Below are 22,492 nucleotides of genomic sequence, written 5' to 3'. Positions count from 1 at the left end.
TCAGACCACCTCGAGTCCGGTGCCGTGGGCGTGGCTGTGCGGCCATTCGTGCACCTCGTGCCCACCGATGGACGTCACGAAAGGCCCGTCGGCGACGACCCGTCCGTCGGCCAGGGTGATCGCCCGGTCGATCAGCGGCTCGAACGGCCCGGGTTCGTGCAGCACCATCACCACGGTGGTGCCGCGCCGGCGCAATTCGTCCAGCACCCCCGCGAGCACCTCCTGGGTGGTGCGGTCCACCCCGGCCAGCGGCTCGTCCCAGACCATCAGGTCGGCGACCCCGGCCAGGGCGCGGGCGATCAGCACCCGCTGCTGCTGCCCGCCGGAGAGCCGGACGAACGGCGCCCGGGCGCGATCGGCCATCCCGACCCGAGCCAGGGCGTCGCTGACCGCTTGCCGGTCCTCAGGCCCGGCCGGCCAGAGTGGACGCCGCAGCCCGAGCCGTCCGGACGCCACCACCTCGCGTGCGGTGGCCTGCTGCACCAGGATCGTGCTGCGTTGCGGCACGTAGCCGATCCGGCGCCAGTCCCGGAACCGGCTCAGTTCAGTGCCGAAGAGCTGCACGGTGCCCCGATGCGGCACCAGCCCCAGCAAGGCCCGCATCAGCGTGGTCTTGCCGGAGCCGTTGTTTCCGGTGACCGCCACCGCCTGCCCGACGCCGATGGCGAAGCCGGCGTGCCGGACGATCGGCACGCCCGACAGCACCACATCGACCTGGTCGGCCAAGACAGCGGGGGCAGGGGTCATGAACAGCCGTTCGCCTTCTGCAGAGCGGAGAGGTTGGAGCGCATGACCTCAAGGTAGTCGGATCCGCGGGACTCGGCGGTCAGACCCTCCAACGGATCGAGCACGTCGGTGGTCAACCCGAGGTCGCCGGCGATCGACTTGGACACCGTCGGCGAGACCAGGGTCTCGAAGAAGATGGTGGTGACCTTGTTGGTCTTGGCGATCTTCTGCACCTCGGCGATCCGGGCGGCGGTCGGTTCGGTGTCGGGTTCGACGCCGCGGACGCCGATCTGCTCCAGCCCGTAGCGGTGCGCCAGGTAGCCGAACGCCTCGTGCGAGGTGATGAACACCTTGCGCTGGCAGGACTTCAGCCCGGCGGTGTAGTCGCCGTCCAGCTTCTTCAGGCTGTCGATCAGGGCGGACGCGTTGGCGGCGAGGGTGTCCTTGGCCGACGGCATCGCTTCGGCGAGGGCGTCCCGGACGTGCTCGGCGACCGCGACCATGTTGTTCGGGTCCAGCCAGGTATGCGGGTCGAGGGCACCGTGATCGTGGTCGTCCGCGTGCTCCTCCTCCTCGTGTTCGGCCGGTTCGAGCTTCAGGAAGGACGCGGTGTCGACCGTGCGCTTGGGGGTGACCGTCGTGATCGCGGTGTCGACCGCCGACTGGAACCCCTTCTGGAAGATCAACAGGTCGGACTCACCGAGCGCGGCGACCTGCTTGGGTGAGAGTTCGAGGTCGTGCGGCTCGGCGCCCGGCTGGGTCAGGTTCGTCACCGTGACCAGATCCTTGCCGATCTGCTTCGCCACGTACTCGAACGGGTAGAAGGACGCGGTCACCTTGAGCTGGGCGGCCGCCGGCGTGGCCGCGGTCGAGGACGGGCTGGTCGAGGTAGCCGGGGCCGAACATCCTGCGGTAATCGCCAGGCCAAGAGCCGCCGCCGCGGTCACCACCGCTCTGAGAATCTTCATGACAATCATTCTCAGACCGTTCCTGGCGTCTGTCAAAACGGAGGTGGCCGTCCGCCCCTGCCCCACGCGCTGGGTGGGTGAGCGGGGTCTGGGCGCGCGGCCAATGCTCTCTCGAGGTTCAGTCCTTGGGTGCCGGTGCCTGGTAGGGCTCGATCAGGTTGTCGGTCGGGCCACCAGGCTCGGCGCTGCCCTGGACGATGTTAGGCATCGTGGTCGTCAGCGGACCAGCGGTCACCGGACGCCGGCGCAGTCTGCTCTCGACAGCGCCGGCCAGCTTGGTCATCGCGTAGTTGAGCACGATGAACAGGGCCGCTGCGACCAGGTAGGCCGGCACCACATTGGCGTACGCGGAGCCCAACGTCTTCGACTGGTTGAGCAACTCCATGAAGGTGATGCCGAAGCCGAGGGCGGAGTCCTTGATCACGACCACGAGTTGGCCCATCAGAGCCGGCAGCATGGCCACCAGAGCCTGCGGCAGCTGGATCGACATCAAGGTCTGCTGGCGGGTCAGGCCGATCGAGAGGCCGGCTTCGGCCTGTCCCTTGGGCAGGGCATGGACGCCGGAGCGGACCAGTTCGGCGATCACCGACCCGTTGTAGAGGGTGAGCGCGGTCACCACGGCCATCAGCGGATTCAGGGACGGCAGGAAAACGCCGTTGCGAGAGTAGATGTTGAACGCGAAGTACATCATCAGCAGCACCGGAACGGCGCGGAAGAACTCAACCACGATGCCGCATACGATGCGGACCCACCGGTGCTGCGACAGCCGTCCGACGCCGAACACCAGGCCGAAGATGCCGGCCAGCACCACCGAGATCACCGATGCGCTCAGCGTTCCCAGCAGCCCGGGGATCAGGTAGGCCTGCCACGCGGCGCCGGTCAGGAAGGGCGTCCACTTCGCGGCGTCCCACTGGCCCGCCTCGCCGAGCTTGCTGATCACCAGGTACAGGATCCCGACGGTCACCAAGCCGCCGACGACCGTCATGATCATGTGCCGGACGCGGGCCTTGGGCCCTGGTGCGTCGAAGAGCACCGTCTGGGCGCTCACCGCTTCACCACCAGTTTGCGAGACAGGCTGGTGATCCAGATCCCGAGCGGCAGCGTCAGGATGACGAAACCGGTCGCGAACAGTGCGAACACGGCGACGGTTCCGGTTTCGTTCTCGATGATCCTCGCCATCAGGCCGGCGGCGTCCGCCGCACCGATCACTGCGGCCACGGTGGTGTTCTTGATCAATGCGATCAGCGTGGAGCCCAGCGGTGCGATTGCACCGCGGAATGCTTGCGGAAGAAGTACTTCGGTCAGCGATTGAGTGAAGGTCAACCCGATCGACCGGGCGGCTTCGGCCTGCCCGGCCGGAATGGTGTTCACGCCGCTGCGTAACGCCTCGCAGACGAACGCCGCGTGGTAGATGCTCAGCACGATGATCGCCCAATAGAACAGGTTCGTGGTGAAGTCGTCCGAGATCTGCAGTCCCAATACGAAGCTGGCGCCGAGAATGCTGAAGACCATCAGCAGGGTGAGCGGCGTGTTGCGGACCAGATTGACGTACGAGGTGCCGAGCAGTCGCAGGACCGGAACCGGAGAGACCCGGAGGATGGCGACGATCGTGCCGATCACCAGGGCGCCGAGCGCCGACCAGAATGCCAACTGGATGGTCAGCCAGAATGCCCCGAGCAGGTCGTAGCGGGACAGGATGTCGCCCATGATTCCCCCTGGAGATTCAGGTGGACGTCTCGGACGCCGTGGCGAGCGGCGTCCGAGACCTCCTCAGCGATCGGTCAGGAGCAAGCGGCCGGAGTGGGCGGGTTGCCCGGGCCCGGCTTGTAGTTGGCGGGGCCGAGGTTGGCCTGAACGGCCTTCTCCCACGAGCCGTCCTTGATCATCTCGTTGATCGCCGCCGTCACCTTGTTACATAGGTCGACGTTGCCCTTCTTCAGGCCGACTCCGTAGTTCTCGGTGCTGAACGGCTTGCCGACGACCTTGACCTTGCCCGCGTAAGCAGCCTGCGAGGCGTAGCCGGCCAGGATGGTGTCATCGGTGGTCAGTGCATCGACCGCCTTGGTTGACGAGGTGAGCGCGGTCATGCACTCCGAATAGGTGTTGAAGTTCTGCAGGTTGACGCCCGGGACCTTCTTCTCGACGTTCTGCGCCGAGGTCGAGTTCGCTACCGAGCACAGCTTCTTGCCCTTCAGCGACTCCGGTCCGGTGATCGAGGTGTCGTCGGCCCGGATCAACAGATCCTGGCCGGCGATGAAGTAGGGCCCGGCGAACGAGACCCGCTGCTTGCGGGTGTCGTTGATCGAGTAGGTGGCGACGACCAGGTCGACGCTGCCGTTCTCGATCAGGGTTTCGCGTTGCGGGGTGGCTGCCTGAACCCACTGGATCTTGTCGGCGGGCGTCCCGAGCTTGCCGGCGATGTAGGTGGCGACATCCACGTCGAAGCCGGTGTACTTGCCGCCTTCGTTCAGGCCCATGCCCGGCTGGTCGAATTTGATGCCGATCTTCAGGGCTGACAGGTTCGTACTGCCGGCGCCGCCACCACAGGCGGAGAGCGACAATGCAAGCGCAGTGGCGGCTACGGTGGCGCCAATCTTCTTGAGTGACATGGACGAGCTCCTTGTTGGTCGGTTTCTGTTGCTCGGTCAGTGGGTCAGGATCTTCGACAGGAAGTCCTTCGCGCGGGCAGAGGTCGGATTGGAGAAGAACTCGGCCGGAGTGCTGGATTCGACGATCTCGCCGTCGGCGAGGAACACCACCTTGTCGGCCGCCTTCCGGGCGAATCCCATCTCGTGGGTGACCACGATCATCGTCATCCCGTCCTTGGCGAGCTCGACCATCACGTCCAGCACCTCGTTGATCATTTCGGGGTCGAGCGCCGAGGTCGGCTCGTCGAAGAGCATCACCTTCGGGTTCATTGCCAGTGAGCGGGCGATCGCCACCCGCTGCTGCTGGCCCCCGGAGAGCTGCGCGGGGTACTTGGCCGCCTGATGGGCCACGCCCACGCGTCCGAGCAACTCCATCGCTCGCTTCTCGGCCTCGGCCTTCGGTGTCTTGCGCACCTTGATCGGTCCGAGGGTGACGTTCTCGAGGATCGTCTTGTGGGCGAACAGATTGAAGGACTGGAACACCATGCCCACGTCGGCCCGCAGGTTGGCGAGTTCCTTGCCTTCGTCGGGGAGCTTGCGGCCGTCGATGGTGATGGAACCCGTCTCGAAGGTCTCCAGCCGGTTGATCGTCCGGCACAGGGTCGACTTACCCGATCCGGACGGCCCGATCAGGATGACCACCTCACCCTTGGAAACGGACAGGTTGATGTCCTTGAGCACATGCAAATCACCGAAGTGCTTGTTCACGCCTTCGATCACGACGAGTGGCTCTGGCATGCGGGCACGCTAGCCGCCCAACACCCGTGGTCACAAGCGCTTTTGATGGCGACCCGACCGATTGTCACCATTTTGCAATCGCCCGGCGGCCGGTTGCCGGCCGGCCACGGCCGGTGCGAGGTTCGGGTGGCGCCGCTCAGCCGCCGAGTTCGGCCCGCAGATCGGCCGCGTCCGAAACGACTCGCTGCATCTCCTGGCCGCCGTCGCAGGTGATCAGCGCGACCTGCAGCGGCGGGCCCCAGTCGAGCACACGCACCTCGCCGCCACTGGCCCGCCAGCGCAGCATCGCCGCCAGATCGTCGGACGGCTCGGCCTGCTCGGTCATGAGATCATCATGCTGTACCCAAGTGATGCGGCGCTCCGAATACGGCGCGGCGCGGCCGCACGGTCCGGCCACCACGCGAGGAGGTTCGGCGATGGTCGAGTGGTGGTGGCTGCTGGTCGTCCTGCTCGGGGCCGTTGGCGCCTGCGTCGGGTTCCGGCCGGCTTTCACCCGGTCGATGGCCATGTTCCGGGCGTGGCGCGAGGCTGATGATCCGCTGCCCGGCGTGTTCACCACGGTGGGGGTCTCCCTGGTCTGGCTGGGTGTCGGGGTCATCGCAACTGTGGTCGTCTACATCGCGACCGCTGTCTTGGTGCCGTCCAATGTCGCGGCCACCCTGGACAACGTGTCGAAGATGGGTCCCCTGGCCACAGTGGCGGCTGCGGTGGTCGCCGGCCTCTTCGGTGCCGGGGCCGTACTGCAGAAGCGGGCAACGGACCGGCGCGACCATTGGTGGAAACGTGCCGAGTGGGCGCTCACGGCTAGCTTCTCGGACGATCCCGAGCGGCGGGACGCCGGCCTGGCGGCACTGCGCTACCAGGTGCGCAATGCGCCGTCGATGGGCGAGGCATGGTTCCTGAAGAGTGTCATGGCCGACGACAAGCAGGACCTCATCGACGCCCTGGGCAAACAGGGGATCAACCTGGGCGCGGACGACGTATTCTCGGACGAGCTAGCGTCCACTGTTCGCCCGGAGCGAGGAGGTTCCTGACTGTGAGCAGCGAGCCACTCGTGAAGTATCTGGCCGACGGCACCGCCGAGGTCACGATCAGCCGTGATCGGGCGATGAAACTCTCGGTGGAAGTGTGGGCGAACCGCAAGCTCGGCCTCGAGACCCCGAGTTGGATGATCGACGTTGCTGCCCTGGTCGATCCTACGATCCGCACCGAGCCGACAGCTCGCAACAGACGGATCGAGTGGGTGATCGCCCCGGCGGTGCCGGAACCGATCCGCGCCCGGGTACCTGCTCCGGAAGCGGGGTGGGGTGTCCCGTCCTCGTACGTTGGGGCGGTGTCGGAGGCCGCCGAGTCGCGGGTGCCTGCCCCAGAAACGGCGCCGGACGTGTCGTACCCGGGACATGACTGATCAGTTCCCCCGGTCCACCTTCGCGAGTTCTGATCGACCATGGCACTGATCACGCTGATCACTTCTGGGCAGGTGCTCGCCGAGCCGGCCCGCGATCCTGAACTCATCCTGCTGCGAAACGAACTGGCTGTTTGCGGCGTCCGGTGCGCGTTCGCGGACTGGGTGGCCGCGTCCGAGTTGTCGGCGAGTGACCTGGTGATCATCAAATCGCCGTGGGACTACGCGTACCGCTCGGTCGAGTTCCTGGGCTGGCTGGGCCGGGCCGAGTCGCAGACCCGGGTGTTGAACCCGCCCGAGGTGATCCGCTGGAACCTCGACAAGCGCTATCTGGGCGAACTCGCCGATCGCGGCGTCCCGGTCTGCCCGACCACGTTCTGCGGCGACCTGGACGAGGTGCGTGCGGCGATCGATGCGTGCTCGGGGCGGGTGGTGGTGAAGCCGACGGTGTCGGCGTCGTCGGCCGACACCGGGCTGTTCCAGCCGGACGACCCGGCCGCGCTCGCCCTGGCCCGGCGGATCGTCGGGGGCGGCAAGCAGGTGATGGTGCAGCCGGCCGTCGATTCGGTCGCCACGGCCGGAGAGCGCTCGCTGATCTACCTCGCCGGGGAGTTCGCCCATGCTGTCGGACGGGCTCCGGTGCTGGCGCTGGGTGGCGGGCTGCGCGCCGTCCGCGAGCCTGCCGTGCTCGTCGACCCCGAACCCGCGGAGTTGGCAATGGCCTGCCGGATCCTCGCGGCGGCGTCCGAACTGATGGCTGCCCGCGGCGTCCGGGAACCGTTCCTGCATGCCCGGGTCGACCTGGTCCGCGGGGACGACGGACGTCCGCTGTTGTTGGAGCTGGAATTGTTCGAGCCGAGCCTGTTTCTGCACCTGGCGCCCGGCGCGGGGCGACGCTACGCGGAGGCGCTGATGGCACGCTTGGAGGCATGAGCGCCCAACGAGATCTCGGCCAATCGATGCTGCAGGTCATCTTCAGCTTCTTCCTCGGCCTCGCTGTGGTCGCCTTCATCGGAATCGGCGTCAACACCTTCTATCCCGAGCCCGGCTACACCACTGACTCGGAGGGGGTGTGGAACAGCTATCGACTGACCACGTCGATCGTCCTGCTGGTCTGCGCGACTCTGGTGATGCTGCTGTCCCTGGCAATCGCGAACACCGGCTCGGTGCTGGCCAACGGCGCGCTGCTCGGCGGTCTGTTCACCATGCTGTATGCGGTCGGCATCGGGATTTCGGCCGGTCAGCAATGGCCACGGTTCCTGGTGATGGCGGCCGCGCTGGTGATCACCGTCGGGGTCGGCTGGTGGAAGTTCAGCCGCCGGCGCCCGGGGGCAACAGCCACCGCAGCCGGTGCCTGGGCGCCTCCCGGTGCCGGCGTCCTCTCCGGTGAGGCGGAGGAGCGGCTCGCCGCGGTCGAGGCCAAACTGGACGCGCTGGGCCGGGCGCTGCGCGACTGATCGACCGACTCGCCCTCGCCTGTGGGGTTCGAAGTGGCACGATGACGCCGTGAGCGCGGAATCGACGAGAATCGTTCAGCGGGTGATGTCGGCGGTCCTGCTCGCTCTGGTGCCGGTGGTTGCGATGTCGCTGTCGCCCTGGAGCGCGGCGACCGGCCTACTCGTGTTGGGCGTCCTGCCGACGCTGACCGCGGCGCCGTTGGGCGTCCGGGCGATGCTTACCGCGGCGATCGGTAGCGTCGTGACCGCCTTCGTCGCCGTGCTGCTCGCCCAGACCGGCGGCTGGGCACCCTGGCTGGGGACCGCCCTGGTGGTGCTGCTGTCGTTGGCGACGGGTGCGCTGGTGCTTAGCGGCCTGCATCCGGTGGGGGCCGCGGCCATCTCGTTCGCGGCCTACGTGCTGGTCGACCCCGCCAGCGTGATCGTCTTCCTCGACGCCCGCGCCACCGGCCTGGCCGCCGCCGCGGCCGTTACGACCCTGGTGCTGCTGGGCTGCGGCTGGGTGATCGGCGCGGTCGCGACGGTGTTGCGCGGGGTGACGTTGCCACCGACCGACCGACTGCCGCCGACGCTGCCTTACGGGGCGCTGCTCGCCGTGTTGTGCGGCGGGTTCACCCTGGTGTGTGCCTACTGGTTCCATGGCACCAACGCCTGGTGGGCAGTGATGACCGTGGCCGTCATCCTGCAACCCACCCACGGCGAGACCGGCACCAAGCTGCGCGGACGGATCGTCGGCACGATTCTGGGCGGCACACTCGCCGCGCTCATCGCGGTCATCCTGCCCGGCGAACTGGTCGGCATCCTGCTGGGCGTGGCGGCGTCGCTTGCCTCAGTCATGCTGCTGCTGAGCGGTGCCGCCTACTGGAAGTACTCGGTGGCGGTGACGATGTCGGTGATTCTGCTGACCTTCGAGCGCAGCGAGGTTGTCGTCGGCGACATCCAGCGGATCCTGGTAACCGTGGCTGCGGCGGCGGTGACGGCCGCAGTGGTGTCGATCGCCACCCGGTTGGCGCCGGCACAGGCGCTCGCGGATCCGGGCCAGAGGTCCGGCGGTGAACGGCCGCCGGGCAGGTCTGGCAAGCTTCGGCCATGACCGCCACCACCGCGATCGCGGCCCGTCTGCACCCGGAACTACGCGCGCTGCGCCGGGCGATCCACGCCGACCCCGAGCTGGGCAACGACAACCCACGCACCCAGGCGCGCATCCTGGACGCCCTGGCCGGGCTCGATCTCGAGATCACCACCGGCAAGTCGCTGACCAGCGTCGTCGCCGTGCTGCGCGGTCGGGCCGAGACCACCGCCGTCCGGCCGGTGGTTCTGCTGCGCGCCGACATGGACGGGTTGCCGGTGAGGGAGGCGACCGGTCAGGAGTTCGCGTCCACCACCGGCACCATGCACGCCTGCGGGCACGACCTGCATGTGGCCGGGCTGGTCGGGGCGGTCAAGATCCTGCACGAACTGCGCAACCAACTGCCCGGCGACGTGGTGTTCATGTTCCAGCCCGGTGAGGAGGGTCCCGGCGGCGCTGCGCCGATGATCGCCGAAGGGGTGCTGGACGCGGCCGGACGCCGGGCCGACGCCGCCTACGGGCTGCACGTCTCCGCCGCACAGGCGCCGTTCGGGGTGTGGTGGGGGCGTCCGGGAACGCTGATGGCGGCAGCCGACCAGTGCGCGATCACCGTCCGCGGCCGAGGCGGGCACGGCTCGCAGCCGCACAACACCGCCGACCCGGTGCCGGTCGCCTGCGAAATCGCCATCGGCCTGCAGACCATGGTGACCAGGCAGTTCCACATCTTCGACCCGGTCGTGGTGACGGTCGGCAAGATCGCCGCCGGCACCAAAGAGAACATCATCCCCGACGACGCCCGGCTGGACGCCACCGTGCGCACCTTCTCCGACGCGACCCATTCCACGATCCCGGAACGGATCACCCGGCTGGCCGCCGGCATCGCCGAGGCGCACGGGATGACCGCCGAGGTCGACTACGTGCGCGGCTACCCGGTGACGGTGAACGATGACGCCGAGTACGCCCACGTCCGGGACACGGTGACCGACCTCTTCGGTGCCGACCGCTACACCGAGCTGGAGCATCCGCTGGCCGGCGGCGAAGACTTCAGTTTCGTCGGCCAGCAGGTGCCGAGCGCCTTCATCTTCCTCTCCACCTACCCGGGCGAGGACTGGGCCAACGCCCCGACCAACCATTCGGCGCGCGCACTGTTCGACGACGGCGTCCTGGCCGACGCGGCCGCGTTGCTCGCCGAGGTGACCATCCGCCGGCTACAGCGGGGCTAGCCGGCGACCAGGTCGAGGGTGAGAAACACCTTGTCGGAGGCCCGGTTGGTGAGTTGCGCGGCGAACCTGTCATCGTTGCGCGCCGCGGCGAAGCGGACGGTCGAGGGCAGCAGCACGGGCTTGGTGAACTGGACCGACACCTCGAAGGAGCCGGGCAACCGGGGCTGCAGCGCGGCCAGCGCGCGGGCGTGGGTCCACATGCCGTGGGCGATGGTGCGCGGCAGACCGAACGCCTTCGCGGCCAGCGGGTTGAGGTGAATCGGGTTCACATCGCCCGAGACCGCGGCGTAGCGGCGTCCCAGATCCGACGGTAGCCGCCACAGCCCGGCCGTCGGCAGCTCAGGCGATTCCGTCGTCGGTCGAGCTCGTCGAGACCCCTCCGGGTCTTGAGTCGGTCGAGCTGCCCCGGTTTCCGTTGGTCGAGCTTGTCGAGGCCCGTCCGCCAACGACGCCGAACGGTTCAGGTAGGTCGACCGGCCCGTCCAGACCGGCTCCCCGGCAACCAGGGCTTCCCCGACCAGGTCGACCAGGACGCCGCGCCGGTGCGGCCTCAGGCCTTCCGCGCGGACCCGCAGTTCCAGCGGCTCGGTGATCGCGACCGGACGCAGCTGCGTCATCGTGTTGCTGACGTGCACCATGCCCAGCGGCGCGAGCGGGAAATCCGGCGCCGTCATCAGGCTCAACTGCAGGGGAAAGGTCAGCACGTGCAGCCAGGTCGCCGGCAGTTCGTCGGTCAGGGTGAAACCGCAGACCCGGTCGTAGCCGGCGACCTCGGCCACCTCGCACCGGTGGTGCAACAGGTTCACCACCCGATCAGGCAATCCCGCGCTGACCGGCGGCCGGCTGCGCGGCGAGAGTGCGCGGGCGTAGTGCGCGACGGCGGAGGGCATGCCGTCCAGGACGACGACCTCGCTCATCAGCGGCCCACGATCAACTGGCCGCAGACCCGCAACACCTGCCCGTTCACCGGCGTCGCCGGATCGGCCAGGAAGACGATCGCCTCGGCCACATCGACCGGACGGCCGCCCTGCAGCAGGCTGGACGAGCGGCGGAAGATCTCCCGGTCGATCACCGGGATGGACGCGGTCATGTCGGTCTCGATGAAACCCGGGGCGACGCCGTTCACCGCGATCCGACGATCGGCCAACTGCGCCGACAGCGCCCGTACCATGCCCATCACGCCGGCCTTGGACGCCGCGTAGTTGGTCTGGCCACGGTTGCCGGCCCAGCCGCTGGTGGACGCGATGGCGACGATCCGTCCACCGTCGGCCACGCCGCCCGGCTGCTCGGGGTTGAGCAGGACATCGTTGATCCGCAGCTGAGCGGCCAGGTTCACCTCCAGCACCGCACCCCAGCGCTGCTCGTCGAGGTTGGCCAGCAGCTTGTCCCGCAGGATGCCGGCGCAGTGCACCAGCGCGCCGATCCGGGCGTCGGGGCCGTACCGGTCGATGACGTGCCGGGCGATCCTGACGCCGGCGTCCGGGACGGTGATGTCGAGTTGCAACGCGGTGCCGCGGACGTCGTTGGCGACCGCGGAGAGCGCCTGGCCGGCGGCCGGCACGTCGACACAGACCACCCGGGCGCCGTCGGCGCCGAACCGGTGCGCGATCGCCGCACCGATGCCGCGGGCGGCGCCGGTGACCACCACGATCCGGCCGTCGCGCCTGGTTTCGACAGGCTCAACCACCGGATGGTCGAGCTTGTCGAGACCTTCCTTCGATTCAACAAGCTCAACCAGCGAAGGAGACAACACGATGGGCTGGCCGTCCACATACGCAGAGCGGCCGGACAAGGCGAAACGCAGCACCTGGGCCAGATCGGACGGCGTGGTGCCGTCGGCGACCTGGATCAGGTTGCAGGTGGCGCCGAACCGCAGTTCTTTCCCGACGCTGCGCATGATGCCGTCCAGCGCCTGCCGCACGGCCGCGGTCTCCACATCGGCGGACGTGGCCGGGTCCGCGGCGACGATGATCACCCGTCCGGACGGCTCCAGCGCTTTGATCGCCGGGCGCAGCACCGCCCGCACCTGCTCGAGCTGCTCGATCCGATGGGCGCCGGTGGCGTCGATGACGATGCCGCCGAGGCGTCCCGGGTAGGCCGGTGGACGCTGCCGTCCGTCGGCGTCGGTGCTGCGGGAATCCGGTGTGTCGATCAGCGCCGGCTGAGCATCCACGCCGAGTGCGGCCAGCGCGTCCGGCACCAGCGAACCCGCGGGTTCGACCACCCCCAACGCGATGGCTCCGGACGGCATCGCCTCGCCGCGGCGCAGCACGGTGGCTTCGGGCAGTCCGGCCTTGGCCGCAACGGCCTTGCCTACCTTGGAATCCAGCACCCCGGAGATCAGGTCGTCGAGCTTCATCAGCACGCCTCCACGATCGCCACCACACCCTGACCGCCGGCCGCGCACACCGAGACCAGTCCGCGGCTGCCGGACCCCCTCGCCGCCAGCATCTTCGCCAGCGTGCCCAGGATGCGGGCGCCGGTCGCCGCGAACGGGTGTCCGGCGGCCAGCGACGAGCCGTGCACGTTGAGTTTCGCCTTGTCGATCGACCCGAGTGGGGCGTCCAGGCCCAGCACCTCGCGGCAATAGTCGGCCGACTCCCAGGCGGCCAGCGCACACAACACGGTGGCGGCGAACGCCTCGTGGATCTCGTAGTAGTCGAAGTCCTGCAGGGCCAGGTTGTTGCGCCGCAGCAGCCGCGGGGCGGCATGCACCGGCGCCATCAGCAGGCCTTCGCCGCCGAGGGTGAAGTCGACGGCGGCGGTCTCGGCGTCGACGATCCGGGCCAGCACGGGCAGGTTCCGCTGCCTGGCCCAACTCTCCTCGGCCAGCAGCACGGTCGCCGCGCCGTCCGAGAGCGGGGTCGAGTTGCCGGCGGTCATTGAGGCGTCCGGACCGTCACCGAAGACCGGGCGCAGCTTCGCCAGCTTCTCCACCGAGGTGTCGGCGCGCAGCGGCTGATCGCGGGTCAGGCCCAGATAGGGGGTGACCAGGTCGTCGAAGAAGCCGGAGTCCCAGGCGGCGGCCAGGTTGTGGTGGCTGGCGGCGGCCAGCTCGTCCTGCGCCTGCCGGCTGATGCCCCACTGTGCGGTGGTCAGTGCCTGGTGCTGGCCCATGTTCAGGCCGGTGCGGCGCTCGGCGGCTTTCGGCACCTCGGGCGCCAGGTCGGACGGCCGCACACTTGCCAGCGTCTTGACCTTGTCGAGCGGGGTCTTGGCGGCGTTCAACCGGATCAGCGTCTTGCGCAGCCGGTCGCTCACTGCCACCGGTGAATCGGACGCCGAATCGACGCCGCCGGCGACGGCGACATCGGCCTGCCCGACCCGGATCCGGTTGCTGAGCTGGACGGCCGCGGTCAGGCTGGTCGCGCAGGCCTGCTGGACGTCGTAGGCCGGTGTGGTCGGTGCCAGCGCCGAGGACAGCACGGCTTCGCGGGTCAGGTTGAAGTCGCGGCTGTGCTTGAGCACCGCTCCGGCGCCCACTTCGCCGAGGCGTTCGCCGGCCAGCCCGAACCGGGCGGCCAGCCCGTCCAGTGCCGCGGTGAGCAGATCGATGTTCGTGGCGGACGCATAGGCGCCGCCCACCCGTCCGAACGGAACGCGGTTGCTGCCCACGATCACGGCGTTGCGCAGGTCTGCCATGCCAGCTCCTTCGCTGCGGATTGTCGTGGCTCACAGTAGCAGGTACGAAAAGTACCGGGTACTGTGAGTGTCGTGAAAACCCCGCTCGCGAAGACGCTCGCCAAGCCACCGGCGGATGGACGCGACACGCGCTGGGCCGAGCACCGGCTGCAACGCCGCCGCGAGTTGGTCGAGTCCACGCTGCGCGCCATCCGCAAGCATGGGGCGACCGTGGGCATGGACGAGATCGCGGCCGAAGCGGGCACGTCCAAGCCGGTGATCTATCGGCACTTCGGCGACCGGCCGGGCTTGTATCGCGCGGTGGTCGAGAAGGTGGCGCGGTTCATCCTCGACGACCTGCGCACCTCGGTCGACTGGGATTCGTCGATCGACTGGACCGACGGCGACGACTTGGGCCGGCTGATCCGCGACCTCACCCACAGCTACCTGCGGCTGGTGCAGCGCGACCCCGAGATCTACCGCTTCGTGATGTCTCGTCCGCTGGTCGAAGGAGACCTGACCGACGACCCTGTCACCGGGTTGACCATGCGGATCGGCCAGCGGATCGCCGAACTGCTGCAAGCGGGCGGGCTGGCCGCCGACCGCGCAGACACCTGGGGGCACGGCCTGGTCGGCTGCGTCCGGGCCGCCACCGATCAGTGGATCCGGGCAGGGATGAACCGTCCGGCGTCCGACGTCGCCGACGACCTGTCCGAGCTGCTCACCCCTGTCCATTCCGCATCCCGCCTCGCCACGATCCCGGAAGGAACCCGATGAGCACCGTCACCACCGCCGCGACCGCACGCGCGAGCGAAGCCCGTCCCGCCGCCGACGGCGAGCCCGGCCTGGGTGCCACCCTGCTGGCGGCGCTGGATGGGTCGCAGCATGAACGCCGGATGGCCGGCCGGGCCGCGTTCCCGTCCGAGGGAATGTTGCGCGACCCGTCCCTGGGACTGACTCAGGCGCGGGCCTGGACGCTGGATCGGCTCGGCGAGTTCGTCGCCGCCGGCTTCGGGCAAGCGATCGTGGCGATCGAGCAGACCAGCCGGGACACCCAGCTGCAGTCCCTGATCGACTTCGAGACGATCTCGTACGGCGACCTGTCGGTGGCGATCAAGTCCGGCGTCCAGCACGGACTGTTCGGCGGCGCAATCGCCGGCCTGGGCACCCCCGCGCACCACGAACGGTTCCTCGCCGACGCGCTCAGCCTGCGCACCCTGGGCTGCTTCGCGATGACCGAACGCGGGCACGGCAGCGACGTCGCGTCGCTGGAGACCACCATCAGCTACGACCCGGACGCCGGTGAGTTCGTCGTCCACTCGCCGCGGTGGTCGTCGGCGAAGACCTACATCGGCAACGCCGCCGAACACGGCCACCTGGCTACGGTGTTCGGCCAGCTGATCGTGGACGGCGTCGAGCGCGGCGTGCACTGCATCCTGGTCCCGCTCCGGGACGCCGACGGCCGCGTCCTGCCGGGTGTGACCATCGGCGACAACGGACACAAGGGCGGACTGCTCGGCGTCGACAACGGCTCGATCGCCTTCGATCACGTCCGGGTGCCGCGCGACCTGCTGCTCGACAGGTTCGGCTCGGTGGACGCCGAGGGTCGCTACCTGTCGTCGATCGAGAACGCCAACCGGCGCTTCTTCACCATGCTCGGTGCCCTCGTCCGGGGGCGGATCTGCATCGGCGGCGGTGCGGCGATCGCGGCCCGCCGGGCGCTGTCCATCGCGACCCGGTACGCCGATCGCCGGAAGCAGTTCAGGCATCCGCATTCCGACGATGAGACCCCACTGCTGGACTACTTGGCCCATCAGCGCAAACTGCTGCCGGCCATCGCCCGCGCCTACGCGCTGGGCTTCGCCCAGAACGAGCTGATCGACGCCTACGGCACGGTCAGTTCGGACCCCGACCACGACCCGAGGGCGCAACGCGCCCTGGAAACCCTGGCCGCCGGATTGAAGGTGTTGAACACCGATTTCGCCAACGCCACCATTCAGACCTGCCGCGAGGCGTGCGGCGGCGCCGGCTACCTCAGCGAGAACCAGCTCACCCAGTTGCGTGCCGACACTGACGTGTTCGCCACCTTCGAGGGCGACAACACGGTGCTGCTGCAACTGGTCGCCAAGGGGGTGCTCACCGACTACCGCGAGGTGTGGGGCGGGCTGGACCGGCTCGGTCTGGTCCAGGCCTCGGCCCGGATGGTCGGCGGCGCCGTGATCGAGCGGACCGGAGCCGGCCTGCTGGCCGAACGGCTGGTGGCGACCGCCCGGCGTAAGGGCGACTCGGCCGCCTTCTACGACCGCGGCTGGCATGCCTGGATGTTCGAGGAGCGCGAGCGGCACAGCATCGACTCGCTGGCCCGCCGGATGCGGGCCGCCGACCGGGACTCGTTCGACGCGGTGAACGCCATGCAGGACCACGTCCTGTTCGTCGCCCGCGCCCACATGGAACGGGTCGTGCTGGACGCCTTCATCGCCGGCATCGAAGCTTCCCGGACGGCGCCGCCCGGCAAACCCTGGAAGAGCTCTGCACCCTCTTCGCCCTGACCAGCCTCGAATCGGACGCCGGCTGGTTCCTGGCCCACAACCGGATGTCGGACTCCCGCGCCAAGGCGCTCCGCCGCCAGATCAACCAGCTCTGCCACGATCTGCGCCCCCGCGCCATCGCCCTGGTCGAGGGCTTCGGCATCCCGGTCGAATGGCTCGGCTCGGCGATGCTCGCCACCTGACTGTTGGCCGACCCCGCTGCTGGACCCCGCACGTCGGGGACGGTTCTTTTCGTTCGAGTTTCGCACCTTGGGGACGGTTCTTTTCGTTCGAGTTTCGCATGCCGGGGGACGGACCTTTCAGGTCCGAACTCGTGCGCCGCGGACGGGTTCTGAGCGGACCGCCCGTGCCTTCGTGGGATGGCGATGTCCCAGAACCGTCCCCCTCGTTCGAGATTCGAACGAAAAGAACCGTCCCCCGGCATGCGAAACTCGAACGAAAAGAACCGTCCCCTAACGGTGCCGGAGCATCGGCGGCCGAGGTGAGGCCCAGCCGGTCAGGGCAGGCCGGCCCAGCGTCCGGCGGCGGTTGCCAGGGCTCCGACCACTACCACGACGATGTAGGGCCACTTCAGTTTGAGCGCGAGGGCGGCGGCGCCGAGACCGAGCAGGCGCGAGTCGAGGACCAGCGCTTGGCCTTTGGCGACGGTGTTGCTGACCACCAGGGACGCCAACAGGCCAACGGTCAGCGCAGCCGCGAGCGAAGGGACGAACGGCCGGTCGAGCACCGACTTGGGCAGCAGGTAGCCGGACACCTTCAGGGCGTACGAGGCCGCGCAGGCCAGCAGCACCCACAGCCACAGATCCATCAGGCGGCCCTGTGCTGCTGTGCCGCCCAGACGCCGGCAGCGACGACCGCGGCGATGATGATCGGCAGTCCCGGCGGGGTGAAGGGTGTGAAGACCACCGTGACGAAGGCGCAGATCACCGCGATCGCGATCGGATCGCGGCCGTGCAGTCGTGGCCACAACAAGCCCAGGAAGGCGGCGCAGGCGGCGCCGTCCAGACCCCAGCGGGCCGGGTCGCCCATCGCGTTTCCGGCGATGGCGCCGAGCAGGGTGAGCAGGTTCCAGGTGACGAAGACGCCGAGACCGGCGCTCCAGAAGCCGCGACGCTGCTCATCGGGGTCCGCCTGCGCGGTGGCGTTGGCCATCGACTCGTCGATGGTGAACTGGGCATACACCGGGGCCATCGGACGCCGCGGGCGCAGCAGTGCCTCCAGTTGCATGCCGTAGACGCCGTTGCGCAAGCCCAGCAGGGTGGCGGCGGTCAACGCACTGAGTCCCGTCCCGCCCCCCGCGATCACGCCGACGAAGGCGAACTGCGAGCCACCGGTGAACATCAGCAGGCTCAGCGCACAGGTCTGCGGCACGCTCAGCCCAGCGGCCACGCCCAGCGCGCCGAAGGACACCCCGTAGATGCCGACCGCGGCCGCGATCGACAGTCCGGAGCGGACGGCGGGAGTGAACCGGGACACCCGCGGCACTCTATGCCCCGGCGGCGCGCAGCAGACGCTCGATGGTGCCGAAGCCGCGGGTGGTCGCCTTCGCCCCGAGTTGACGCTGGACGGCGGTGGTCGGATCTCCGCCCGGCGCCACCCGGGTGACCACCCAGCCCGGCCCGGACGCGACCACCGTGGTGCCGACGGCGTCCAGCAGCGCGCCGGGGGTCGCCCAGTCGAATGCGGCGTCCGGGTCGAAGAAGGTCGCGCAGATCGCGGGATCGACGGCCGGCAGCAGCTCGCGGGTCGTCCGAACGAGCGCCGACACGGCGGTCAAGGGCTGAACGGGGGCGATGTCGGTGTAGCCGACCCGCTCGGCCAGGGTGGCCCGTACTTTCTCAACGAGCTCTGCCGGTGAGGCTCCCACTGGGTCGAACAGCACCGTGCCGTTGGTCTGGAACGACCGGACGCCGACCGCGCCGGCACTGCTGAACGCGTCCTCAAGCACCGGACGGGTCGGGCTGTGGCTGCGGGCCTGGCCCAGGTTCATGTTCCGGAAGAAGGCGACCTGCAACCGCGTCACCGGCCGGACGGCCCGTCGTCGGTGTCCCGCCAGATGCCGGGCTCGTCCACGATCAGCACAGTGCCGCCGGCGGCGTCCCGGAGTTCCTTCGGAGCCAGCGCGTGGGCCAGATGGTAGACGCCGACGGTGACGATGGTGCCCAGCGCGATGCCGCCGAGTTCGAACCCGGGGCCGACCTCCAGCGACACGTTGCCGATGCCGATGATGATGCCGGCCGACACCGGGACGAGGTTGATCGGATTGCCGAAGTCGACCCCGTTCTCCTTCCAGATCTTCGCGCCGAGCAGACCGATCATGCCGTACAGCACCACCGTGATGCCGCCGAGCACGCCGCCAGGGGTGGCCGACACGATCGCGCCGAACTTCGGCGAGAAGCCGAACCCGATCGCCACCAGTGCGGCGACGACGTAGGCGGCGGTGGAGTACACCCGGGTGGCCGCCATCACCCCGATGTTCTCGGCATAGGTGGTGGTCGGTCCGGCGCCCACAGCCGTGGCGACGACCGAGCCGATGCCGTCCGCGGCGATCGCCCGCCCCATGTCCGGATCGAGGTTGGTGCCGGTCATCTCGGCGACCGCTTTCACGTGCCCGGTGTTCTCCGCGATCAAAGCGATCACTACGGGTAACGCGATCAGCGCGAACGCCATGTTGAAGTGCGGCGCATGCATTCCGACCACGTTGGTGGCCGCGTTGAACTGCCAGTGCGCCAGGTCGCTGAGCGGTGGGAAGCCGAGCAGGGGAGCGGCGTCGACCGCGCTCCAGTCGACCCGCAGGTGGGTGGTGGCCTCGCCGGCCGCCGGGCTGAAGGAGGTGATCGGGCCGGCCACGACGTCGGCCAGCCAGCTGACCAGGTAGCCGATCAGCAGCGAGAGGAAGATGGCGATCCGGCCCAGGAAGCCCTTCACGCCCACGCTGAGGACGACCACGACGAGCATCACGAACAGCGCGATCCACTGGTCCTGCGGCCAGTAGGTGCCGGCCACCACGGGTGCCAGGTTGAACCCGATCAGCATCACCACCGCACCGGTCACCACCGGCGGCAATGCACGGTGAATCACCCGGGAGCCGGCGAAGTGGATGATCACGCCGACGATGAACAGCAACAGCCCGACCCAGAGCATCGCGCCGGTCAGATCGGCAGGGTTGCCACCGGCGCCGTAGATCGCCGTCGCAACCCCGACGAAGGACGCCGACGATCCCAGGTAGCTGGGCACCCGGCCCCGCACCACCAGCAGGAAGATCAGCGTGGCGACGCCCGACATCATCACCGCCAGCTGCGGATTCAGGCCCATCAACAGCGGGAAGACGAAGGTGGCGCCGAACATGGCGACGACGTGCTGGGCACCGAGTCCGATCGTCTTGCCCCAGGACAGCCGCTCGTCGGGGGCAACGACGCCGCCCGGCCGCAGTGTCCCGTCTCCGTGCAATTTCCACAACGGCATGGCGGATCCCTCTCGTTTCAGGCGACAGCACCATATGCCGCGCGGCCGGAGCGCTTGCCGGCAGTGCGAATTCGCTGAGACGCGCCGGCCAGGAGCCCCGGCTGTGCCTGGACGCGCTCCCGCGCACGCCCGTGGCCGGCACTCGGCAGCGGGAGGTCCTGAAATCCCGATGTGTGGGCTAGCCTCGCGACAACCCGACGCATCGACTCGAAGGAGTGTCATGCCCGAAACCCCCATCGAACGGGCGCTCCGCACCGCCACCGACACCAAGGCCATTGAGGTCGGACGCGGTGTGGTCGCTCGGACGGGAGAGGTCTTCGCCCGGCTGTTCCCGGGGCGTTCCGCCGTCATCGTGGCCGACGAGAACCATTGGCGGGTGGCGGGTCCGCAGGTGGTCGCTTCGCTCACCGCAGCCGGCGTCCCACAGGCGAAGCCGTACATCTTCCCGGGTACGCCGACGCTGTACGCGAGCTACGAGAACATCGAGATCCTGCGCGACGCGATCGCCGGCGTCGACGCCGTGGTGGTCGCGGTGTGCTCCGGCACCCTCAACGACATCGCCAAGCGGACCGTGAGCGAACTCGACCGGCCCTACCTCTGCGTCGGAACCGCAGCCTCGATGGACGGCTATGCGTCCTTCGGCGCGTCCATCACCAAGGGTGGTTTCAAGAACACCCTCAGGTGCCCCGCGCCGGCCGCGGTGATCGCCGACCTCGAGATCATGGCCGGGGCCCCGCGACGCCTGACCGCGACCGGATTCGGTGACCTGATCGAGAAGGTGCCGGCGGGCGGGGACTGGATCATCGCCGAAGAACTCGGCATCGAGGCGGTCGATCCGGTCGTGTGGGAGCTGGTCCAGGCACCGTTGCGCGATGCCTTGGCCGACCCCCAGGGTTGTAAGGACGGCAACCCCGACTCGCTGGCCGGGCTCGCCGAGGGGCTGATCATGTCCGGGCTGGCCATGCAGGCGTTCCAGTCCTCGCGCCCGGCCTCGGGCGGGGGACACCAGTTCAGCCACCTGTGGGAGATGGAGCACTACGGCCAGGACTGGGACCCACCGCTGTCGCACGGCTTCAAGGTCGGCCTTGGCACCATCGCGGTGGCCGCTCTGTACGAAGTGGTGCTGGCCAAAGACCTTCCGGCGCTGATCGACATCGACGCGGCCGTCGCCGCCTGGCCGAGCTGGACGGAGACCGAGGCCCGGCTGCGGGCCTCGTTGGAGGCCGCGCTGCATGATCAGGCGATCGCCCAGACCCGCGCCAAGTACCTCGACGCCGACGCGTTGCGGGCCCGGCTGCAACGGCTCGTCGAGCGCTGGCCGTCGATCGCGGCCCGGCTGCGCGAACAACTGGTGCCGGCCAGGGTGCTGCAGGAGAAGCTGGACGTGGTCGGTGCGATCAGCCACCCCGACCAGATCGGGATGAGCCGTCAAAGCTTTCGGGACAGCTATCAGCGGTCGCGCTGGATCCGGAGCCGGTACGTCCTGGTCGACCTGCTTGCCGAGGCCAACCTGCTCGACCCGCTGGTTGGGGAGTTGTTCGCCCCTGGCGGCTACTGGGCCGAGCGGCACTGAGGACGCTCAACTGCCCCAGACCGCGGTGGCGCCGCTGTGGCCGGTGAGAACCACCAGCACCAGGCAGGCCAGGCTGGACGCCGCAGTCACGACCAGCCCGGCCCACCAGCCCCCGCGGGTGCGCCGCTCCAGCAGCAGCGTCGCCGGCAGCGCCAGCGCCAGTGCCACGGCAGGGAACGGCGCGAGCTCTCCCCACATCCGGTGCGCCTGGATCAGCGCGCCACCGCCGCCCATCGTCGCGGCCAGCGCTTCGCCGCTCAGCCGGGCGGCGACACAAGCCGCCGCGCCGGCCGCCGCGGCGGCGACGGTGAGCCACCCGTACCGGGTGCGGACCCAGCCCGAGGCGAGCACCAGCAGTGTCCCGATCGCCGCCAGCGGGACCAGCACCACGGCGGCGTGCACGATCAGCGGATGCGGCGGTAGCCCGAAGACGTCCATGATCAGCCCTTGATCGGCTTGCCGTCGCGGTCCAGCACGAACCAGACGTCATTCACCTTCTGGCCGGTGGTGTCGCCGGCCTTGCTGTCGCCCTTCCAGTAGTACAGCGGCCACCCGTTGTAGCTGGCCTGGGTGCTGCCGTCCGGACGGGTGAAGGAGCCGAGCTTGGCGCCGTCGACGCCGCTGCCGGCGGTGGGCTTGCCGAGCAGGGCCGGCCACGCCGCCAGGCACTGGCCCGCGCAGTTGCTGGTGTTCGGGGTGTCCTTGGTGAACATGTAGAGGGTCTTGCCGGTGCCGTCGACCAGGATCTTGCCCAGATTGCTGTCGGCGATCGACAGCGTCAGGGTGGCGGCAGCAGCCGGCGCGGGTGCGGCGGGGGTGCTGGCCGCCATCGTCGGCGTGCTGCTCGGCGCCGAGCCGTACGACGGCGACGAGGCCGAGCCGCCGCTCGAGCAGGCGGTGGCGGCCAGGCAGAGTGCGGCGGCCAGGCCGGCGGCCAGGCGGGTCCGTGCGATCATGAGGTCCTCCTCGGGTAGGTGGTCTTGCAGGTGATACGGCGGAACTGGCGAGATGGATTGCGAGTCGCCGCAATCCGTCGGACGCGTTCGCCCG

Annotated in this window: 26 protein-coding genes; 10 read left to right on the top strand and 16 right to left on the bottom strand. The window is 69.1% G+C overall.

What is annotated here, in order from left to right:
• The 7 genes from QM711_RS06370 to QM711_RS06340 form a co-directional block, all read right to left on the bottom strand.
• Entirely contained in the window at nt 1-747 is a 747-nt protein-coding gene (locus QM711_RS06370; RefSeq protein WP_415097435.1) for a metal ABC transporter ATP-binding protein, read from the bottom strand.
• Nucleotides 744-1,694: a metal ABC transporter substrate-binding protein gene (locus tag QM711_RS06365; RefSeq protein WP_415097433.1), complete on the bottom strand. Its 951-nt coding sequence runs from the start codon at nt 1,692-1,694 to the stop codon at nt 744-746. The genes QM711_RS06370 and QM711_RS06365 overlap by 4 nt, the downstream gene beginning before the upstream one ends.
• Nucleotides 1,695-1,812: 118 nt before the next feature.
• A complete protein-coding gene (locus QM711_RS06360) occupies nt 1,813-2,742 on the bottom strand; it encodes an amino acid ABC transporter permease (protein WP_415097431.1) in 930 nt (309 codons plus the stop codon).
• Nucleotides 2,739-3,401, bottom strand: a complete 663-nt coding sequence (locus QM711_RS06355) for an amino acid ABC transporter permease (protein WP_415097429.1) — start codon at nt 3,399-3,401, stop codon at nt 2,739-2,741. Before QM711_RS06355 ends, QM711_RS06360 begins: the two co-directional genes overlap by 4 nt.
• A 74-nt stretch (nt 3,402-3,475) precedes the next feature.
• On the bottom strand, nt 3,476-4,303 hold the full coding sequence (locus tag QM711_RS06350) for a glutamate ABC transporter substrate-binding protein (protein ID WP_415097427.1): 828 nt from the start codon (nt 4,301-4,303) through the stop codon (nt 3,476-3,478).
• 36 nt (nt 4,304-4,339) lie between these two features.
• Nucleotides 4,340-5,080, bottom strand: a complete 741-nt coding sequence (locus tag QM711_RS06345; RefSeq protein ID WP_415097425.1) for an amino acid ABC transporter ATP-binding protein — start codon at nt 5,078-5,080, stop codon at nt 4,340-4,342.
• A 136-nt stretch (nt 5,081-5,216) separates the two neighbouring features.
• On the bottom strand, nt 5,217-5,405 hold the full coding sequence (locus QM711_RS06340) for a hypothetical protein (protein ID WP_415097423.1): 189 nt from the start codon (nt 5,403-5,405) through the stop codon (nt 5,217-5,219).
• A gap of 25 nt (nt 5,406-5,430) precedes the next feature.
• On the opposite strand from QM711_RS06340, the gene QM711_RS06335 reads away from it, so the two are divergent.
• From QM711_RS06335 to QM711_RS06310, 6 genes are read left to right on the top strand one after another with little or no spacing between them, the layout of a single operon-like run.
• Nucleotides 5,431-6,114 (top strand): hypothetical protein, encoded by a 684-nt coding sequence (locus QM711_RS06335; protein ID WP_415097421.1) that lies wholly within the window; start codon nt 5,431-5,433, stop codon nt 6,112-6,114.
• Between the two features lie 2 nt (nt 6,115-6,116).
• Complete coding sequence (locus QM711_RS06330; RefSeq protein WP_415097420.1) at nt 6,117-6,488, top strand: hypothetical protein; 372 nt, start codon at nt 6,117-6,119, stop codon at nt 6,486-6,488.
• 39 nt (nt 6,489-6,527) lie between these two features.
• Entirely contained in the window at nt 6,528-7,418 is an 891-nt protein-coding gene (locus QM711_RS06325) for an ATP-grasp domain-containing protein (protein WP_415097418.1), read from the top strand.
• Nucleotides 7,415-7,942, top strand: coding sequence for a hypothetical protein (locus QM711_RS06320; RefSeq protein ID WP_415097416.1), 528 nt, complete (start codon nt 7,415-7,417; stop codon nt 7,940-7,942). Before QM711_RS06325 ends, QM711_RS06320 begins: the two co-directional genes overlap by 4 nt.
• 49 nt (nt 7,943-7,991) lie before the next feature.
• The gene (locus QM711_RS06315) at nt 7,992-9,035 is read left to right on the top strand and encodes an FUSC family protein (protein ID WP_415097414.1); all 1,044 of its coding nucleotides are present in this window, start codon (nt 7,992-7,994) and stop codon (nt 9,033-9,035) included.
• The gene (locus tag QM711_RS06310; protein ID WP_415097412.1) at nt 9,032-10,234 is read left to right on the top strand and encodes a M20 metallopeptidase family protein; all 1,203 of its coding nucleotides are present in this window, start codon (nt 9,032-9,034) and stop codon (nt 10,232-10,234) included. The genes QM711_RS06315 and QM711_RS06310 overlap by 4 nt, the downstream gene beginning before the upstream one ends.
• Here QM711_RS06310 and QM711_RS06305 read toward each other — a convergent pair.
• The 3 genes from QM711_RS06305 to QM711_RS06295 are packed head-to-tail and all read right to left on the bottom strand — an operon-like array spanning nt 10,231 to nt 13,876.
• Entirely contained in the window at nt 10,231-11,151 is a 921-nt protein-coding gene (locus QM711_RS06305) for a MaoC family dehydratase (protein ID WP_415097410.1), read from the bottom strand. The genes QM711_RS06310 and QM711_RS06305 overlap by 4 nt on opposite strands.
• Nucleotides 11,151-12,593, bottom strand: a complete 1,443-nt coding sequence (locus QM711_RS06300; RefSeq protein ID WP_415097408.1) for a 3-oxoacyl-ACP reductase — start codon at nt 12,591-12,593, stop codon at nt 11,151-11,153. Before QM711_RS06300 ends, QM711_RS06305 begins: the two co-directional genes overlap by 1 nt.
• Nucleotides 12,593-13,876 (bottom strand): acetyl-CoA C-acetyltransferase, encoded by a 1,284-nt coding sequence (locus QM711_RS06295; protein ID WP_415097406.1) that lies wholly within the window; start codon nt 13,874-13,876, stop codon nt 12,593-12,595. Before QM711_RS06295 ends, QM711_RS06300 begins: the two co-directional genes overlap by 1 nt.
• Nucleotides 13,877-13,948: 72 nt before the next feature.
• Here QM711_RS06295 and QM711_RS06290 point away from each other — a divergent pair, with 72 nt between their 5' ends.
• From QM711_RS06290 to QM711_RS06280, 3 genes are read left to right on the top strand one after another with little or no spacing between them, the layout of a single operon-like run.
• Nucleotides 13,949-14,632: a TetR/AcrR family transcriptional regulator gene (locus QM711_RS06290; RefSeq protein ID WP_415097404.1), complete on the top strand. Its 684-nt coding sequence runs from the start codon at nt 13,949-13,951 to the stop codon at nt 14,630-14,632.
• Entirely contained in the window at nt 14,629-16,404 is a 1,776-nt protein-coding gene (locus QM711_RS06285) for an acyl-CoA dehydrogenase family protein (protein WP_415097402.1), read from the top strand. The genes QM711_RS06290 and QM711_RS06285 overlap by 4 nt, the downstream gene beginning before the upstream one ends.
• Nucleotides 16,374-16,586: an acyl-CoA dehydrogenase gene (locus QM711_RS06280; protein WP_415098619.1), complete on the top strand. Its 213-nt coding sequence runs from the start codon at nt 16,374-16,376 to the stop codon at nt 16,584-16,586. The genes QM711_RS06285 and QM711_RS06280 overlap by 31 nt, the downstream gene beginning before the upstream one ends.
• A gap of 314 nt (nt 16,587-16,900) precedes the next feature.
• On the opposite strand, the gene QM711_RS06275 is transcribed toward QM711_RS06280, so the two are convergent.
• The 4 genes from QM711_RS06275 to QM711_RS06260 are packed head-to-tail and all read right to left on the bottom strand — an operon-like array spanning nt 16,901 to nt 19,869.
• Nucleotides 16,901-17,212 carry an AzlD domain-containing protein gene (locus QM711_RS06275; RefSeq protein WP_415097399.1) on the bottom strand — a complete coding sequence of 104 codons (312 nt, stop codon included), beginning with the start codon at nt 17,210-17,212 and terminating at the stop codon, nt 16,901-16,903.
• Nucleotides 17,212-17,880: an AzlC family ABC transporter permease gene (locus tag QM711_RS06270; RefSeq protein WP_415097397.1), complete on the bottom strand. Its 669-nt coding sequence runs from the start codon at nt 17,878-17,880 to the stop codon at nt 17,212-17,214. The genes QM711_RS06275 and QM711_RS06270 overlap by 1 nt, the downstream gene beginning before the upstream one ends.
• Nucleotides 17,881-17,890: 10 nt before the next feature.
• Entirely contained in the window at nt 17,891-18,427 is a 537-nt protein-coding gene (locus QM711_RS06265) for a DUF1697 domain-containing protein (protein ID WP_415097395.1), read from the bottom strand.
• Nucleotides 18,424-19,869, bottom strand: a complete 1,446-nt coding sequence (locus QM711_RS06260; protein WP_415097393.1) for a uracil-xanthine permease family protein — start codon at nt 19,867-19,869, stop codon at nt 18,424-18,426. Before QM711_RS06260 ends, QM711_RS06265 begins: the two co-directional genes overlap by 4 nt.
• 220 nt (nt 19,870-20,089) lie before the next feature.
• Between QM711_RS06260 and QM711_RS06255 the strand changes: the two genes are divergently transcribed.
• Nucleotides 20,090-21,442, top strand: a complete 1,353-nt coding sequence (locus QM711_RS06255; protein ID WP_415097391.1) for a sn-glycerol-1-phosphate dehydrogenase — start codon at nt 20,090-20,092, stop codon at nt 21,440-21,442.
• Nucleotides 21,443-21,448: 6 nt separating this feature from the next.
• Here QM711_RS06255 and QM711_RS06250 read toward each other — a convergent pair whose 3' ends face one another.
• The gene (locus tag QM711_RS06250) at nt 21,449-21,880 is read right to left on the bottom strand and encodes a DUF2231 domain-containing protein (protein WP_415097389.1); all 432 of its coding nucleotides are present in this window, start codon (nt 21,878-21,880) and stop codon (nt 21,449-21,451) included.
• Between the two features lie 2 nt (nt 21,881-21,882).
• Nucleotides 21,883-22,398 carry a hypothetical protein gene (locus tag QM711_RS06245; RefSeq protein WP_415097387.1) on the bottom strand — a complete coding sequence of 172 codons (516 nt, stop codon included), beginning with the start codon at nt 22,396-22,398 and terminating at the stop codon, nt 21,883-21,885.
• Between the last annotated feature and the right edge of the window lie 94 nt (nt 22,399-22,492).

It is taken from the genome of Micropruina sp. (genome assembly GCF_047602385.1).
Lineage (GTDB): Bacteria > Actinomycetota > Actinomycetes > Propionibacteriales > Propionibacteriaceae > Micropruina.
Note: the sequence above shows the minus strand (reverse complement) of the source record. Positions and strands in the feature narration are given on the sequence as shown.